Origin of the sequence: Bradyrhizobium sp. CCBAU 11357 (assembly GCF_028128865.1) — a bacterium.
GTDB lineage: Bacteria > Pseudomonadota > Alphaproteobacteria > Rhizobiales > Xanthobacteraceae > Bradyrhizobium.
Genome location: NZ_LBJW01000112.1, coordinates 250100 through 263977 on the forward strand (window position 1 = coordinate 250100; position 13878 = coordinate 263977).

Sequence of the window (13878 nt, forward strand, 5' to 3'; positions counted from 1 at the left end):
TCTCCCCGTCGGGGAGAGGTCGGCTGCGAAGCAGCCGGGTGAGGGGCCTCTCCGCTTACTCGAACCTCAGTGAGGTCTCGATAAGCTCCAGGACGCCCTCGAGATTCTCGTACACATCGGTGTTCGAAACGCGCAAGACCAGGAAACCACAGGATTCGAGCACCTTGGTCCTGGCTTCGTCACGTTCGATCTGGGACGTGCTGGAATGCGTGACGCCGTCAACTTCAATGATGAGCTTACCGTCCAGCGTCACGAAATCGACCACAAACCGGTCGATCGGGTGCTGGCGGCGGAACTTCCAGCGGGCGAGCTGCCGGTTGCGCAGCGCCTGCCAAAGCTTTGCTTCCGCGCTCGTCTGTGACTCGCGGAGCCGTCGCGCTCTCGACTTGAATCGCTCCATCCCCCTCACCCGGCTGCTTCGCAGCCGACCTCTCCCCGGTGGGGAGAGGTATAGCACAGCGGCCGCCGCACTATGACCACGCGTATCGACACCCGTTTCGCCGATCTGAAAAGCCAAGGCCGCGCGGCCTTTGTCACCTATGTGATGGCCGGCGATCCCGACCCCGCGACCTCGCTCGAGATCGTCAAGGCGCTGCCGAAGTCCGGCGCCGACGTCATCGAACTCGGCATTCCCTTCACCGATCCGATGGCGGATGGTCCCTCGATCCAGGCTGCAGGCCTGCGTGCGCTCAAGGTCGGCATGACCTTGAAGAAGACGCTGGAGCTGGTGCGCGACTTCCGCAAGGACGACAATGTCACGCCGCTGGTGCTGATGGGCTATTACAATCCGATCTACATCTACGGCGTCGACAAGTTTCTGGCCGATGCCAAGACGGCCGGCGTCGACGGCCTGATCATCGTCGATCTGCCGCCGGAGGAAGACGACGAGCTCTGCATTCCCGCGCTGAAGGCGGGGCTGAACTTCATTCGCCTGGCGACCCCGACCACCGACGACAAGCGCCTGCCCGCGGTGCTCGCGAACACATCAGGCTTTGTCTATTACGTCTCGATCGCCGGCATCACCGGTGCAGCGGCGGCGGACGCCAATGCGGTCGGCGAAGCTGTCGCGCGCATCAAGCGGCATACCAGGCTGCCGATCTGCGTCGGTTTCGGCATCCGCACGCCGGAGGCAGCGCGCGCCATTGCCGAGAAGGCGGATGGTTCGGTGGTCGGCACCGCGCTGGTCGATGCGCTCAAGAACAGCCTCGATGCCGACGGGCGGGCGACCGCCAAAACCGTTAACGCCGTCGCCGAACTGACGGCCGCCCTGGCCCAGGGCGTCAAGGGCGCACAGCAGGCGGCGGAATAGGCCATAATTCCGCTGCCCAAGCGGGCGACACGGCGGCTTGCCGGGCAGATGCCCGGCCGCCATATATCCTTCAGGCGATTCCCAGCGGGATCGCACATCGGAGCAAACCATGAACTGGCTTACCAATGTGGTCCGGCCGAAGATCCGCAACATGCTGCGGCGGGAGACGCCGGAGAACCTGTGGATCAAGTGCCCGGATTCCGGACAGCTCGTGTTCTACAAGGACGTCGAGGCCAACCAGTTCGTCATCCCCGGTTCGAACTACCACATGCGCATGGGCGCGGTGGCGCGTCTCAAGTCGATCTTCGACAACGAGACCTGGTTCGACGTCGCGCTGCCCGAGGTCACGCCTGACCCGCTCAAGTTCCGCGACGAGAAGAAATATGTCGACCGCATCAAGGATGCGCGGGCGCGGACCAATCTGAATGACGCGGTCAAGGTCGGCTATGGCAAGCTCGAAGGCGCCGCCGTCGTCGTAGCCGTGCAGGATTTCGACTTCATGGGCGGCTCGCTCGGCATGGCCGCGGGCGAAGCCATCGTGCGCGGGATGGAGCTCGCGGTCGAGAAGAGGTCGCCGTTCATCGTGTTCGCGGCGAGCGGCGGCGCGCGCATGCAGGAAGGCATCTTGTCCTTGATGCAGATGCCGCGCACCACCGTTGCGGTGCAGATGCTGCGCGAGGCAAAGCTGCCCTACATCGTCGTGCTGACCAATCCCACCACCGGCGGGGTCACCGCGTCCTATGCGATGCTCGGCGACGTGCAGATCGCCGAGCCCGGCGCGCTGATCGGTTTTGCCGGCGCGCGCGTGATCGAACAAACCATCCGCGAGAAGCTGCCTGAAGGTTTCCAGCGCGCCGAGTACCTCAAGGAGCACGGCATGGTCGACATGGTCGTGCATCGCCACGAGCTGCGCCCGACCCTGGCACGGCTCTGCCGTCTCTTGACCAAGGCGCCGGCGCAGGAAGGGGCATCGAAGTCCGTGCAGCCGGTCGCAAGCCCGGCGCAGATCGTATCCGCCGCCGAGACGGCGCCGGCTGCGCCGCACGCGTGAACGCCTCCCCCGACCGTGCCAAGACACCGCTCGACGAGGTGATCGGGCGGCTGTCGGCCCTGCATCAGAAGCGCATCGATCTCGGGCTGGAGCGGATGCACCGCCTGCTCGAGCGGCTCGGCCACCCCGAACGCAAGCTGCCGCCGGTGATCCACATCGCCGGCACCAACGGCAAGGGCTCGACGCTCGCCTATCTGCGCGCGACGCTGGAAGCTTCAGGCCTGCGCGTCCACGCCTACACCTCGCCTTATCTCGTCCGCATCAACGAATGCTTCCGGCTTGGCCGCGTCGGCGGCGGTGTGCTCGTCGGCGACAACGAGCTGCGGGCCGCGCTGGAAGAGGTCGAGCGCGTCAATGCCGGTGAGGCCGCGACTTTGTTCGAGCTGAAGACCGCCGCCGCTTTCCTGCTGTTCGCGCAGAATCCGGCCGACATCGTGCTGCTCGAAGTCGGCCTCGGCGGCCGGCTCGATTCGACCAACGTGGTCGATCAGCCTGCGGCCTGCGTGATCACGCCTGTCAGTATGGATCACATGGATTTCCTCGGCGATACGCTGGCATCGATTGCCGGCGAGAAGGCCGCGATCATCAAGCGCGGCGTGCCCGTAATTTGCGCCGAGCAGATGCCGGAGGCGATGGCCGTGATCGAAGCGCAGGCGAGGCGCATGCGTGCGCCGCTGTTCGCCGCAGGCGAGAGCTGGCACGTCAATGTCGAGCGCGGACGCCTGGTCTATTCCGACGACCGCGGCTTGATGGATCTGCCGGCGCCGCGTCTGTTCGGCCGCCACCAATTCGCCAATGCCGGGCTCGCGATCGCGACGCTGCGCGCGCTGCCGACCATCAAGGTCAACCACGCCGCGTTCGAGACCGGCATCCTCAGTGCCGAATGGCCGGCGCGGATGCAGCGCCTCGCCTCGGGCGAGTTGCTGTCCTGGGGTCCGCAGGGCTCGGAGATCTGGCTCGATGGCGGCCACAATGCCGAGGGCGGCCGTGTTGCGGCGGCCGCGGTCGGCGATCTCGAGGAGCGGGTGTCGCGGCCGCTGGTGATTATCGCCGGCATGATGGCCAACAAGGACGCGCAGGGCTTCCTCGCCAATTTCGCCGGCCTCACCCGCCACATCATCGCAGTGCCGATTCCCGACACCGAGAACGCGATGCCGGTCGACCGTCTCGCCGATGCCGCGCGCAGCCTCGGCATGCGCGTCGAGCCTGCACCCGGCGTCGAAGCCGCCCTGCGCGCGCTGGCGCAGCTCGCCTACGAGCTGCCGCCGCGCATCCTGATCACCGGCTCGCTGTATCTCGCCGGCCACGTGCTGGCGATCAACGGCACGCCGCCTGCATGAATTCTCGTGTCCCGGACGCGCGAAGCGCGAGCCGGGACCCGGAATGCTGCATGGGCCCCGGCTCTGCAGCGCACCACTTCGTGCTGCGCTGCGTCCGGGGCACGCGAGGAGGGATAACAACAATGCGCTTTGCCGCGATTGCCGACGTCCACGGAAATTATCTCGCGCTGGAGGCTGTCCTCGCCGACATCCGTGCGCTCGGCATTGCCGACATCGTCAATCTCGGCGACATGCTGAGTGGCCCGCTCGATGCGCGCCGCACCATCGAGATCCTGATGCCGCTCGATGCAATGCACGTCCTCGGCAATCACGATCGTTACTTGCTCGACCGTCCGCCGGAGAAGATGGGTTCGTGGGATCGCCCCGCTTACGAACAGCTCGACACCGCCCACCTCGACTGGCTGCGCGCGCAGCCGATGACGCGGGTCTTCCGCGAGCAGGTTTTCCTTTGCCATGCGACGCCCGGCAGCGATGAGGTGTACTGGCTCGACACCGTCCATCCCGACGGCGCGGTGGCGCTGTCGCCGCTCGATCGGATCGAGCAGCTTGCGCAGGGCGTCACGCAATCGCTGATCCTGTGCGCCCACACCCATCTCGCCCGCGCGGTGCGCCTGCGCGATGGCCGGTTGATCGTCAATCCCGGCAGTGTCGGCAGCCCCGGCTATCGCGACAAGCATCCGGTCCCGCATGTCGTCGAAGCCGGCACGCCGCACGCGCGCTATGCGATCCTCGAACGCGTCGATGCTGCCTGGCAGGTGACGTTCCGGCACGTCGCCTACGATCACGAGGCCATGGCCGCACTTGCGCAGCGCAACGGTCAGCCGGAGTTGGCGAACGCGCTGGCGACGGGGTGGATCAAGTAGAACCTCTCGTGTCCCGGACGCGGTGCAGCGCGAAGCGCTGCTCCGCAGAGCCGGGCCCAGAATGCCGCAACATGGGCCCCGGCTCTGCAGCGCTTCGCGCTGCGTCCGGGGCACGAGACCGCGTCACTTCAACAGCTTCATCGGATCGGCCGCCTTCTGCTTCAGCTGCTCGAAGGTGCATTGCCGCGGCGCCTTGTCGGGACGCCAGCGCAGGATCGAGGTGCCGTGGCGGAAGCGTTCGCCGCTGAAATGGTCGTAGCAGACCTCGATCACCAGCTTAGGCTTGAGCGGACACCACTTTGCGGAACGCTCGGTCGACCAGCGGCTCGGCCCGCCCGGCGCGTTGCCGGTGAAGCCGGGCTCGCCGATCAGTGCTTCGAGCCGGTCGGTCAGAGCCGGCTTCGCCTGCGCCTTGATTGCCGAGGAGAAGCCGACATGGTGCAGCAGGCCGTCATCGTCGTAGAGCCCGAGCAACAGCGAGCCGACGACGTTCCGGCCGGCGATCTTGTTGGTGGCATAGCGGAAGCCGCCGACCACGCAATCGGCGCTGCGAAATTTCTTGATCTTCTGCATGCCGTCGCGATTTCCGCCCTGGTAGGGCAGGTCGATCCGCTTGGCAATGACGCCATCCGAGCCGCCGCCGGATTGCGCCAGCCATTTCTTGGCCGTCGCGTAGCTTGTCGTGAACGGCGAGAGGCGGAAGAGACTACTTTTGAGATTGGCTTTCGCGAAGGCTTCCAGCGCCGGCCGGCGCTCGCCCAGCGTCTTCTCAGCCAGGCCCTTCTGTCCAGATGTCGCGAGCAGATCGAAGATGAGGTAGAGCGCCGGTGTCTCCTGCGAGAGCTTCTTCACGCGGCTCGCCGCCGGATGAATGCGTTGCAGCAGCGCGTCGAAGGAAAAGCTCTTGCCGTGCGGCACCACGAGCTCGCCGTCGAGCGTGAAGCGGTCGGCCTTCAGCTCCAAGGCCGCGGTGACGACTTCCGGGAAATAGCGCGCGAGGTCCTCGCCGGATTTGGAGCGCAGATCGACGTTGCTGCCGTTGCGCGACAGCAGGCAGCGAAAGCCGTCCCATTTCGGCTCGTACTGCCACTCCTTGCCGCGCGGGATCGCGTCGACCGAACGCGCCTCCATCGCCACGAGAGACGTGGGCTTGCGGTCGCGCTTACGGGGAGGAGCAGGCAAGGGCGGGACTCGTCATACGCTGAACACGTCCCATCAACGCAAAACGGCCGGCTTTCGCCGGCCGTTGTCGAAAATATTCTTGCGCCAAAAATCTCGCGCAAGCTGGATCAGACCGCGGAGGTGATCCACTGCTGCAGCTTCGCCTTGGGCGCTGCGCCGACCTGGCGCGAGGCCATCTCGCCGCCCTTGAAGATCATGAGAGTCGGGATCGACATCACGCCGTACTTGGACGCGGTCTTCGGGCTCTCATCGACGTTGAGCTTCACGATCTTGACCTTGTCGCCCATCGCGCCGGCGATCTCGTCGAGCGCGGGTGCGATCATGCGGCAGGGGCCGCACCATTCGGCCCAGAAATCGACGACCACGGGGCCGTTCGCCTTGAGCACTTCGGCTTCGAAATCGGCGTCGGAAACCTTGCTAACGGCCATTGGGAGTACCTCACTCGGTTGAAAGCGAATCGGCGCGACCTGGAATCGCGCCCGGGATCATGCGGTCAACCTATGAACGGCCCCTTGCCGGGTCAAGGACGCTCACACCGAGATGAAGGGATGCCAGCGCCGCGTCCAGCGCGGGGGCCGAAATCTCCATATATTCAAGGGCCTCGGTCCAGAGCAGGACGGCCCTGACGGGCTTTTGGGGATAAAGCCGCGACAGCACCGCCCGGTACAGCGCAAGCTGGCGGACATAGGCGGCCGGTGCCTCGGCCGCGCTCTTGGGCGGGCTCTGGTTGGTCTTGAAGTCGACGATCAGGACCTCCTCGGGGCGCACGACCAGCCGGTCGATCTGCCCCGACACCAGGGCCGGGGTGCGGCCCGGCCGTTCCAGCCGGCCGGCGATCGCGACCTCCGCCCGGCTGCCGGCGGCAAAGACGGGCGCAAAACGCGGGTCCGTGATCAAGGCGAGCACCTTGTCGGCCAGTGCGATGCGGTCGGGCTCCGCCCAGTCCGAGGCGTTGCGCGCCATAAAGGCGAGCGCGGCCTGGCGCCGGCGCTCGCTGGCGATCTCGGGCAGCGATTGCAGCAAACGGTGCACCAGCGTGCCGCGTTGCAGCGCCAGCGCGCGCGACTGCACCGATTCGCCCGGTCGGACGCTGCGTCCCTCCTCGGCAGACTGGCCCGAGGGGCGCACGGAATCCTCGTCGATGGTCTCGCGCGGCGCCGGTGTCCGCAGCCAGTCCGGTAGCGCGATGGTCTGGTGCACCGAGGTCGCCGGCGCGCCCAACGCCGCGACATCCTCCGGGCGTGCGAACCGGGTCACCTTGCCGAGCGGCGTCTCGATCACCTGCTTGTCGAGGCCTGAGCCGGCGAGCCCGGTGTCGACGAGGTCGTACCAGCTCAGCTTGCGCACCGTCTTCATGTTGCCGGGCATGCAGCCGCCGACGATCAGCCGGTCGGCCGCGCGCGTCATCGCGACATAGAGCAGCCGGCGATATTCGTCCTCGGTCTCCTCCAGCATCGCCTTGCGCGCCTCGGCGACGGGTTTGGGATCATCAGCCTTGCGGCCGGCCCAGACCACGACTTCGCCGCCATTGCCGCGCGGCACGTGGATCAGCCGCAGCCGCTGCGAGTCCGCGGGCGAGGACGTGGTGTCGACCATGAACACGACCGAGGCCTCCAGGCCCTTGGCGCCGTGCACGGTCATCACCCGCACCTCGTCGCGCGAGATCTCCATGTCGCGCTTCACCTCGGTGTCGGCCGAGCGTAGCCAGGCCATGAAGCCCTGCAGCGAGGCCGGCGCCTTGCGCTCGTAGTTCAGCGCCAGCTCCAAAAATTCGTCGAGCGCGTCGTTGGCCTCGTGGCCGAGCCGGCGCAGGATGCGTGCACGTCCGCCATCGCCGCCCAGCAGCCAGGCGTAGAACGCGAACGGCGTTTCCTCGCGCGCGCGGATCTCGCAGGCTTCCAGGCGTCGCAACGCCGCGGCGAATTTTTCGCTTGTGCCTGCATGGTCGCCGAGCGCGCGGCGCAGCGATCCCTTGCGGTCATGGGCAAGCGTGAACAAATCGTCGTCATCGAGCCCGAACAGCGGGCTCTTCAGCGCCACTGCGAGCGCGAGATCGTCCTGCGGCAGCAGCAGCGCGTCGGCGAGGTTCATCAAATCGATGATGGGGATGTGCTCGGTCAGCTTGAGCCGGTCGGCGCCGGCGACCGGAATGCCGGCGTGCTTCAGCGCCTGGATCACGGCGTCGAAGGCGTTGCCGCGCCGGCGCACCAGGATCAGCATGTCGCCGTAGCGCAAGGGACGACGCTCGCCCTCGTGCCCTGTCAGCGTGCCGCTTTCGACCAGCCGCTTGATCTCGGCCTGGATGCGTCGGGAAAGCTTGACCTCGGGGCTGGTGACGGCAACGCCGTCGAACGGCGCACGCCAGCCCTCGATCTCCTGCCGATCGTCGGCCTCCGCGAGATCCCACAGCTCGACGACGCTCGGACTCGCATCGCTGAGCGAATTGTGCAGAGGGTGGCCGATGTCGATCGAATGGATGCTCTTGTAGATCGCGGGATCGCGGAAGACGTGGTCGACCGAGTTAAGAATCGTGGCACCCGAACGGAACGAATAGGTGAAGGCGACCGGGTCGAATTTCAACCCGGCGGCCCTGAACCTGCGGTCTAGCTCTCGTTTGCGCCTGTCGAACTCGTGCGGATCAGCGCCCTGGAACGAGAAGATCGATTGCTTCTCGTCTCCGACCGCAAACACTGTTCGGCTCAGGCCCTCGCGCGCGCCTTCGCCGGCGGTGAACTCGGAGATGATGTGCGCGATGATGTCCCATTGCCGCGGACTGGTATCCTGCGCCTCGTCGATCAGCACATGATCGACGCCGCGGTCGAGCTTGTAATGCACCCAGCCCGAGGCGATGCGGTCCAGCATCGCCAGCGTCTTGTCGATGAGGTCGTCATAGTCGAGCAGGCCACGCTCCTGCTTCTCGCGCCGGTAATTCGCGGCAGCCGCGGTCGCGATATGCAGCAAGGCCGCGGTGCGGTCACGAACCGTCACGGCGCGGCGCTTCTCGATCAGCCCTGCAAGGCGCTGCGCCTCGGCTTCGAACAGGCGGGCCACGGACGGATTGTGATCGCAGAACTTCTTGGTCAGCACCGCCTTGCGCGGCAGCTTGTCGTCGGTGAGGAACACGGACAGATAGGCATCGACTTGGTCGCTGCCGGAAAACACCTTTGCCGCGCGCAGCCGCCCCGCCTGGTCATTGTCCGATTTGCTGCCGTCCTCCAGCGCGAAGGCGATGTCGTCCCAGCGCGCGCGCGGCAGGAACGGGCCATCGAGAATCTCGGTCTCGACGGCCTCGATGCGGTCCGCAACGTCGACGCCCAGCACTGAAGCCATCTGAGCGGCAGCGGCTTCCGCGTTGCCGGCCTCGTCGGTCCAGGCCATGAAATGATCGCGGCTGAGGCAGGCCTCGCGCACGACCTCCTTGAAGGTGACATCGGCGGCGCTCGCCATCGCCGTCAGCAGCGCGCGGCCGGTGACGCTCTCCGGGTCGCGCGCGGCTTCCAGCAGCACCTTCAGATTGGCGCGCTCCATCATGTCGGTCTGGTCACGCTCGTCGATCACGGCAAAGCGCGCGGGAACGTTGGCCTCGAACGGAAATTGCTGGAGCAGGCGCGTGCACAGCGCATGGATCGTCTGCACCTTCAGCCCCCCCGGCGTCTCCAGCGCGCAGGCGAACAGTTTTCTCGCGTCGCGGCGCAGTTTTGCGCCGGGATGCGGGATGCCGACCGCGCGGATCGCCGCGTCGAGCGCATCATCGTCCAGCGTCACCCAATGCCCGAGCGTGGTGAACACGCGCTCCGCCATGTTGGCGGCGGCGGCCTTGGTGAAGGTGATGCAGAGGATTTTTTCCGGCGGCACGCCGGACAGCAAGAGACGGATCACGCGCTGCACCAGCACATGGGTCTTGCCCGAGCCGGCATTGGCCGAGACGAAGGCCGATGCGGTCGGATCGGAGGCGCGCGCCTGCCGCGCGCGCACCTCGTCAGGGATGGGACGCTGCGCCTTCACCATTCCTCGATCCCCAATCCGCCCGCCGCGGACCATTCCTTGATCCGGGCAAGGTCGTCATAGGTGCCGTAGCGGTTCGCCCACATCGGCAGGTTCAGCGATGTATAGGCCTGGTTCTCGTCCTCGAAGGCACGGATCAGTGCCTCCAGCTTGGCGCGCGCTTCTGCGGCCGCGGTGTCCGGCGGCTGCGGCTCGTCGCCCGGCTTGAACTTGAGCTCGAGGATGCGCTCCTCGCCCGGCGGGTTGTTGCCGCTGAGACGGACATAGACGAGCTGGCTCACGGAGGCGCCGGCGTCGATATCGGGGAAGCCGCCCTCGCGCAGGATCGCAGCTTCCAGCGTCAGCTGCGGCGACAGGCCCATGCGGACCTGCTTGCCGGTCGGCGGCTGGCCGGTCTTGTAGTCGAGGATGGCATAGAAGCCGCCCTGGCGGCGCTCGATGCGGTCGGCGCGGGCGGAGAGGCGGAAGCTGCGCTTGTTATCGAGCATGATCGAGATCTCACCACGGGTCTCCGCGACGATCGCCTCGATCGCATCGCGCCGCGCCGCCTCCCATTCGCCGAACCAGCGCGCGATGCGCTGGAAGCGCGGCCACCACAGCGCCCGCGCCTCGGGCCGCTCCATCAGTGGTGCAAAGTGCTTCTCGCCGATCGCGCGCAGCACCCGCGCGGGATCGTCCGGCAGACGCGTCGCATAGCTTTCCGTGAATTCGCCGATGGCATCGTGAATGGCCGAACCGCGATCGGCGGCCGAGAGCGGCATGTCGACGGGGTCGAGCGCATCGAGCCGCAAGATACGTTTGGCGTAGATTGTGTAGGGGTCGCGCAGCCAGTCTTCGATCTCGGTGACGGACATCTTGAGCGGCCGCGTCGCGCGCGGCGGCCGGGGCTCCGGCTGCTTGATCGGTTTGACCTCCTCGGGCTGGTCGAGCGCCGCAGCGAACTGCACGTATGTCTCACCGGCGCGGACAGCCGCCTTCCAGAGCTCGTCGCCGGCCACCGCCTCCAGCCGATGCAGGAAGCGCGAGGCCACCGACGGCGCGCCGCCAGCCTTGGCGGAGCGGGTGAGGATCACCTCGTCGCCGCCGAGCAGTTGCGCGAAGTCGTGCGCGGAGAGGCCGATGCGGCGCTCCGGCAGGTCGAGCCCGAGCTCATGTCGCATCGGCCGGCTGAGCCAGGGATCGATGCGCGGTGCCGGCGGCCAGATACCTTCGATCAGGCCGCCGATGATGATGCGGTCGGCCTGCATCAGGCGCGATTCCAGCGGGCCGTAGATCTGCAAGCGCGCGCCCGGCCTGTCCCGCCGCCGCACCGCGCGATCGCCGAACGCGGTCTGGAAGACGTCCGCGTAGTCCGCTAGCTGCACCAGCAATCCGCTGGTCGTGCCTCCGCGCAGCAGGTCGTCGAACGCGCCGGCGAGCGCAAGTCCATCGCGATCTTCGAAGGCGAGCGGGATGCCGTGCTCGTCGCGCGACAGCTCGATCATGATCTCGCGATGCCGATGCGCGAGCTCGGCGAAATCATAGGGCTTCGCGGGCGGCAGGCTCTCGATCGGCGCCAATGCCTTCTGCAGGGCATCGACCAGAGCTTGGATGCGGTCGAGATCCTCGGCCTTGAGACGCGCCCGCGGCTCGGCGCGATGCAGCGCGGAGACCTCGCTGCGCCACAGCTTTGCCAGCTCCTCGCGGAAGCGGTTGAATTCGCGCAGGAGGCCCGCGGTGCCTGCCGGCGGCCGCGTGCCGCGCAGCATCGCAAGCTCCAGGCTCTCGATGGCCATCTTCCACGCGCCCGGCGCGCGGCCGAGCCGGCACAGCGGATGCTTCAGCATCGCCAGCAAAGTCGGGGGCTCGAGACCCTTGGTCGCCGCCTCTGCCGCGAGGCGCGCAAATGTGCCGGCGGAGGTTTCCATCAAGACGTCGCCGCCGGAATCGTCGAAGGCGAGATCCCATCGGGTCAGCGCCGCCATCACCCGCCGCGCCAGCGCGCGGTCGGGCGTCACCAGCGCCGCGGATTTGTCGAGATGGCGCGCCTCGCGCATCGCGATGGCGATGGCGAGCGCTTCCATCTCGGGATTGGGCGCTTCGACCACCGCGAGGTTCTGCATGCCGCCCGCGATCTTCGCGGCGACATCAGGCTGCTTCAGCCGGTCGTGCCAGACCTCGGTCTTGGCGGACGGCCGCATCGATTCCGACGCGAGCAGGTCGCGGGCCCCCTCCGCCGGCGGCTGCAAGATCTCGACATCGCTACGCTTGATGCCGAAGCGATCCAGCAGCGCATGCATGGCATATTGCGGATGGTTCGAGGCCGGATGCTCCGCGAACTTGCCGAGCGCATCGCGCACGCCGCCGATGCTGCGCCAGGCGTCGTCGTCGAGATCGGTGTCGAGGCCCGGCAGCACCACGGCGCCATGCGGCAGCAATGCGACCGCATGGAGAAATTTTGCGGTGGCGGGCATCGAACCGGTCGAGCCCGCCGCGACCACGGGTCCATTTGGATGCGCGGTCAAGCGCCTCGCTTCCGCCGCGATCAGAAGATCGCGCCGCGCGGCCGGCTCGATCCGGTTGATCTCCGCGAGATGATTGGGCCAGGCGATGCGCGCGATGCGCAGGAATTCGAGCGAGTGCTGCCAATAGCGGTCCAGGTTGTCAGGCACCAGCCCGTCGAGCGCGCTCCAGTCGACGCCGCGCGTCACCATGTCGTCGATCAGGCGCGTGAGATCGGAAGCCAGCGCCAGCGTCGAGGCGGGGCCGCCGACCACCAGCGGCGCCAGCACCGGGCCCTTGGCCCAGGCGGCGACGAGCTGTGCCAGCGTCAGCCGCCGTTCGAGCTCGCTCAGGCGCGGCGGAATGTCGAGCGGCGCGGTCCCGGAAAACTGTTCGCTCTCGCCCGCGAAAGCGAGCTCGTCCTCGTCGATGTCGCCGAGCGCGACGATGCGCGGCAGCACCACGGCATCCGCCTTCATCTCGTCGAGGAAGATCTCGCGGACGACGCGCATGGCGCGCCGCGTCGGCAGATACAGCGTGGCGTCCGCCAGCCGCGCCGGTTCCTTGCGCGCCTCGAACCCCGCGACCAGCCGGCCGTCAAGCAGGGCCGCGACGACCGTGCGCAGGAACGGAACTGAGATGGGAACGCTGAAGACGCGCATGGGCCGCCTGATTCGAAGGATCAGGCAATATAGGGAGATGAGCTCGAATGGTCATGGGTGCGGGCGAGTAGTCCCCGCTGTTCGTGCGACGAGCACAGGTCTCGTAGGGTGGGCAAAGCGAAGCGTGCCCACGCATTTTTTGCGGTCGACAGAGATGGTGGGCACGGCGCAAGTGCGCCTTTGCCCACCCTACGGCTCTGCGGAGCGGCACTTCGTGCCGCACCGCGTCCGCGACATGAGGCGGCCCTACGCCACGCTCTCCAAAAACGCCTCTTCCGCGGCGTGCACGGCATCGGGCGTGCCGACATGCATCCAGACGCCGTCGAGGCGCAGGCCGAACAGCCGTTCCTGCTCGTTGGCGCGATCGAACATTTTCGTCAGCGAGAATTCGCCCTTGGGCGCATCGGCAAAGATCGCCGGCGACATGATTGCGGCGCCGGCATAGACGAACGGAACGACCTCCTTCTCCTTGCGCTTGCGCAAGGCACCGTCCGGCAGCATGCCGTAATCGCCGCGGCCGCCATAGCCGATGCTGGTCGCGGTCGGCGCCATCAGGAGCAGGATGTCCATGCGATCAGGATCGAAGTTTTCGGCGAGCCGCGTCAGGTTCGAGCGCACGCCGTCGATCCACAGCGTGTCGGAATTGACATGGAAGAACGGCGCATCGCCGAGCAGCGGCAGCGCCTTGACGACGCCGCCGCCGGTGCCGAGCACCTGGTCGCGTTCGTCCGAGATAGTGACATGCGGAAGCTGACGCGATGCGACGTGGTCGATGATCTGGTCCGGCAGGTAATGCACGTTGACCACCGCCTCGGTCACACCGGCCTGGCCGAGCTTGTCGAGCACGTGGTCGAGCAGGGGCTGGCCCGCGACCGGCACCATCGGCTTCGGCATCTTGTCCGTCAGGGGGCGCATGCGCAGGCCAAACCCTGCGGCGAGCACCATGGCTTTGGTCGGTTTGACGGACATCCTTCGCTTTCTCAGA

The 13878-nt window shown here is 67.0% G+C and carries 10 protein-coding genes; 4 read left to right on the forward strand and 6 right to left on the reverse strand.

What is annotated here, in order from left to right; translation table 11 throughout:
- Window positions 1–55: 55 nt before the first annotated feature.
- Complete coding sequence (locus XI05_RS35160; RefSeq protein WP_271510382.1) at window positions 56–400, reverse strand: endonuclease domain-containing protein; 345 nt, start codon at window positions 398–400, stop codon at window positions 56–58.
- A 72-nt stretch (window positions 401–472) separates the two neighbouring features.
- On the opposite strand from XI05_RS35160, the gene trpA reads away from it, so the two are divergent.
- The 4 genes from trpA to XI05_RS35180 all read left to right on the forward strand — a co-directional run bounded on the left by trpA (window position 473) and on the right by XI05_RS35180 (window position 4563).
- Window positions 473–1309 carry a tryptophan synthase subunit alpha gene (gene trpA, locus XI05_RS35165; protein WP_271510383.1) on the forward strand — a complete coding sequence of 279 codons (837 nt, stop codon included), beginning with the start codon at window positions 473–475 and terminating at the stop codon, window positions 1307–1309.
- Window positions 1310–1418: 109 nt separating this feature from the next.
- Window positions 1419–2360: an acetyl-CoA carboxylase, carboxyltransferase subunit beta gene (gene accD / locus XI05_RS35170; RefSeq protein WP_172788597.1), complete on the forward strand. Its 942-nt coding sequence runs from the start codon at window positions 1419–1421 to the stop codon at window positions 2358–2360.
- Window positions 2357–3700, forward strand: coding sequence for a bifunctional folylpolyglutamate synthase/dihydrofolate synthase (locus tag XI05_RS35175; RefSeq protein WP_271510384.1), 1344 nt, complete (start codon window positions 2357–2359; stop codon window positions 3698–3700). The genes accD and XI05_RS35175 overlap by 4 nt, the downstream gene beginning before the upstream one ends.
- A 122-nt stretch (window positions 3701–3822) precedes the next feature.
- The gene (locus XI05_RS35180; protein ID WP_271510385.1) at window positions 3823–4563 is read left to right on the forward strand and encodes a metallophosphoesterase family protein; all 741 of its coding nucleotides are present in this window, start codon (window positions 3823–3825) and stop codon (window positions 4561–4563) included.
- A 123-nt stretch (window positions 4564–4686) separates the two neighbouring features.
- Here the strand turns inward: XI05_RS35180 and XI05_RS35185 are convergent, their stop codons facing one another.
- From XI05_RS35185 to XI05_RS35205, 5 genes are all read right to left on the reverse strand, one after another.
- Window positions 4687–5694 (reverse strand): ATP-dependent DNA ligase, encoded by a 1008-nt coding sequence (locus XI05_RS35185; RefSeq protein ID WP_271510557.1) that lies wholly within the window; start codon window positions 5692–5694, stop codon window positions 4687–4689.
- Between the two features lie 158 nt (window positions 5695–5852).
- Window positions 5853–6173 carry a thioredoxin gene (gene trxA / locus XI05_RS35190; protein WP_008540017.1) on the reverse strand — a complete coding sequence of 107 codons (321 nt, stop codon included), beginning with the start codon at window positions 6171–6173 and terminating at the stop codon, window positions 5853–5855.
- A gap of 70 nt (window positions 6174–6243) precedes the next feature.
- On the reverse strand, window positions 6244–9753 hold the full coding sequence (gene addA, locus XI05_RS35195; RefSeq protein WP_271510386.1) for a double-strand break repair helicase AddA: 3510 nt from the start codon (window positions 9751–9753) through the stop codon (window positions 6244–6246).
- Complete coding sequence (gene addB, locus XI05_RS35200; RefSeq protein WP_271510387.1) at window positions 9747–12893, reverse strand: double-strand break repair protein AddB; 3147 nt, start codon at window positions 12891–12893, stop codon at window positions 9747–9749. Before addB ends, addA begins: the two co-directional genes overlap by 7 nt.
- A gap of 246 nt (window positions 12894–13139) precedes the next feature.
- Window positions 13140–13862 carry a nucleotidyltransferase family protein gene (locus tag XI05_RS35205; protein ID WP_271510388.1) on the reverse strand — a complete coding sequence of 241 codons (723 nt, stop codon included), beginning with the start codon at window positions 13860–13862 and terminating at the stop codon, window positions 13140–13142.
- Window positions 13863–13878 lie beyond the last annotated feature (16 nt).

Coding starts and splice junctions, on each gene's coding strand:
- XI05_RS35160 (WP_271510382.1), bottom strand. CDS start 400: ATGGAGCGATTCAAGTCGAGAGCGCGACGGCTCCGCGAGTCACAGACG.
- trpA (WP_271510383.1), top strand. CDS start 473: ATGACCACGCGTATCGACACCCGTTTCGCCGATCTGAAAAGCCAAGGC.
- accD (WP_172788597.1), top strand. CDS start 1,419: ATGAACTGGCTTACCAATGTGGTCCGGCCGAAGATCCGCAACATGCTG.
- XI05_RS35180 (WP_271510385.1), top strand. CDS start 3,823: ATGCGCTTTGCCGCGATTGCCGACGTCCACGGAAATTATCTCGCGCTG.
- XI05_RS35185 (WP_271510557.1), bottom strand. CDS start 5,694: ATGGAGGCGCGTTCGGTCGACGCGATCCCGCGCGGCAAGGAGTGGCAG.
- trxA (WP_008540017.1), bottom strand. CDS start 6,173: ATGGCCGTTAGCAAGGTTTCCGACGCCGATTTCGAAGCCGAAGTGCTC.
- addA (WP_271510386.1), bottom strand. CDS start 9,753: ATGGTGAAGGCGCAGCGTCCCATCCCTGACGAGGTGCGCGCGCGGCAG.
- addB (WP_271510387.1), bottom strand. CDS start 12,893: ATGCGCGTCTTCAGCGTTCCCATCTCAGTTCCGTTCCTGCGCACGGTC.
- XI05_RS35205 (WP_271510388.1), bottom strand. CDS start 13,862: ATGTCCGTCAAACCGACCAAAGCCATGGTGCTCGCCGCAGGGTTTGGC.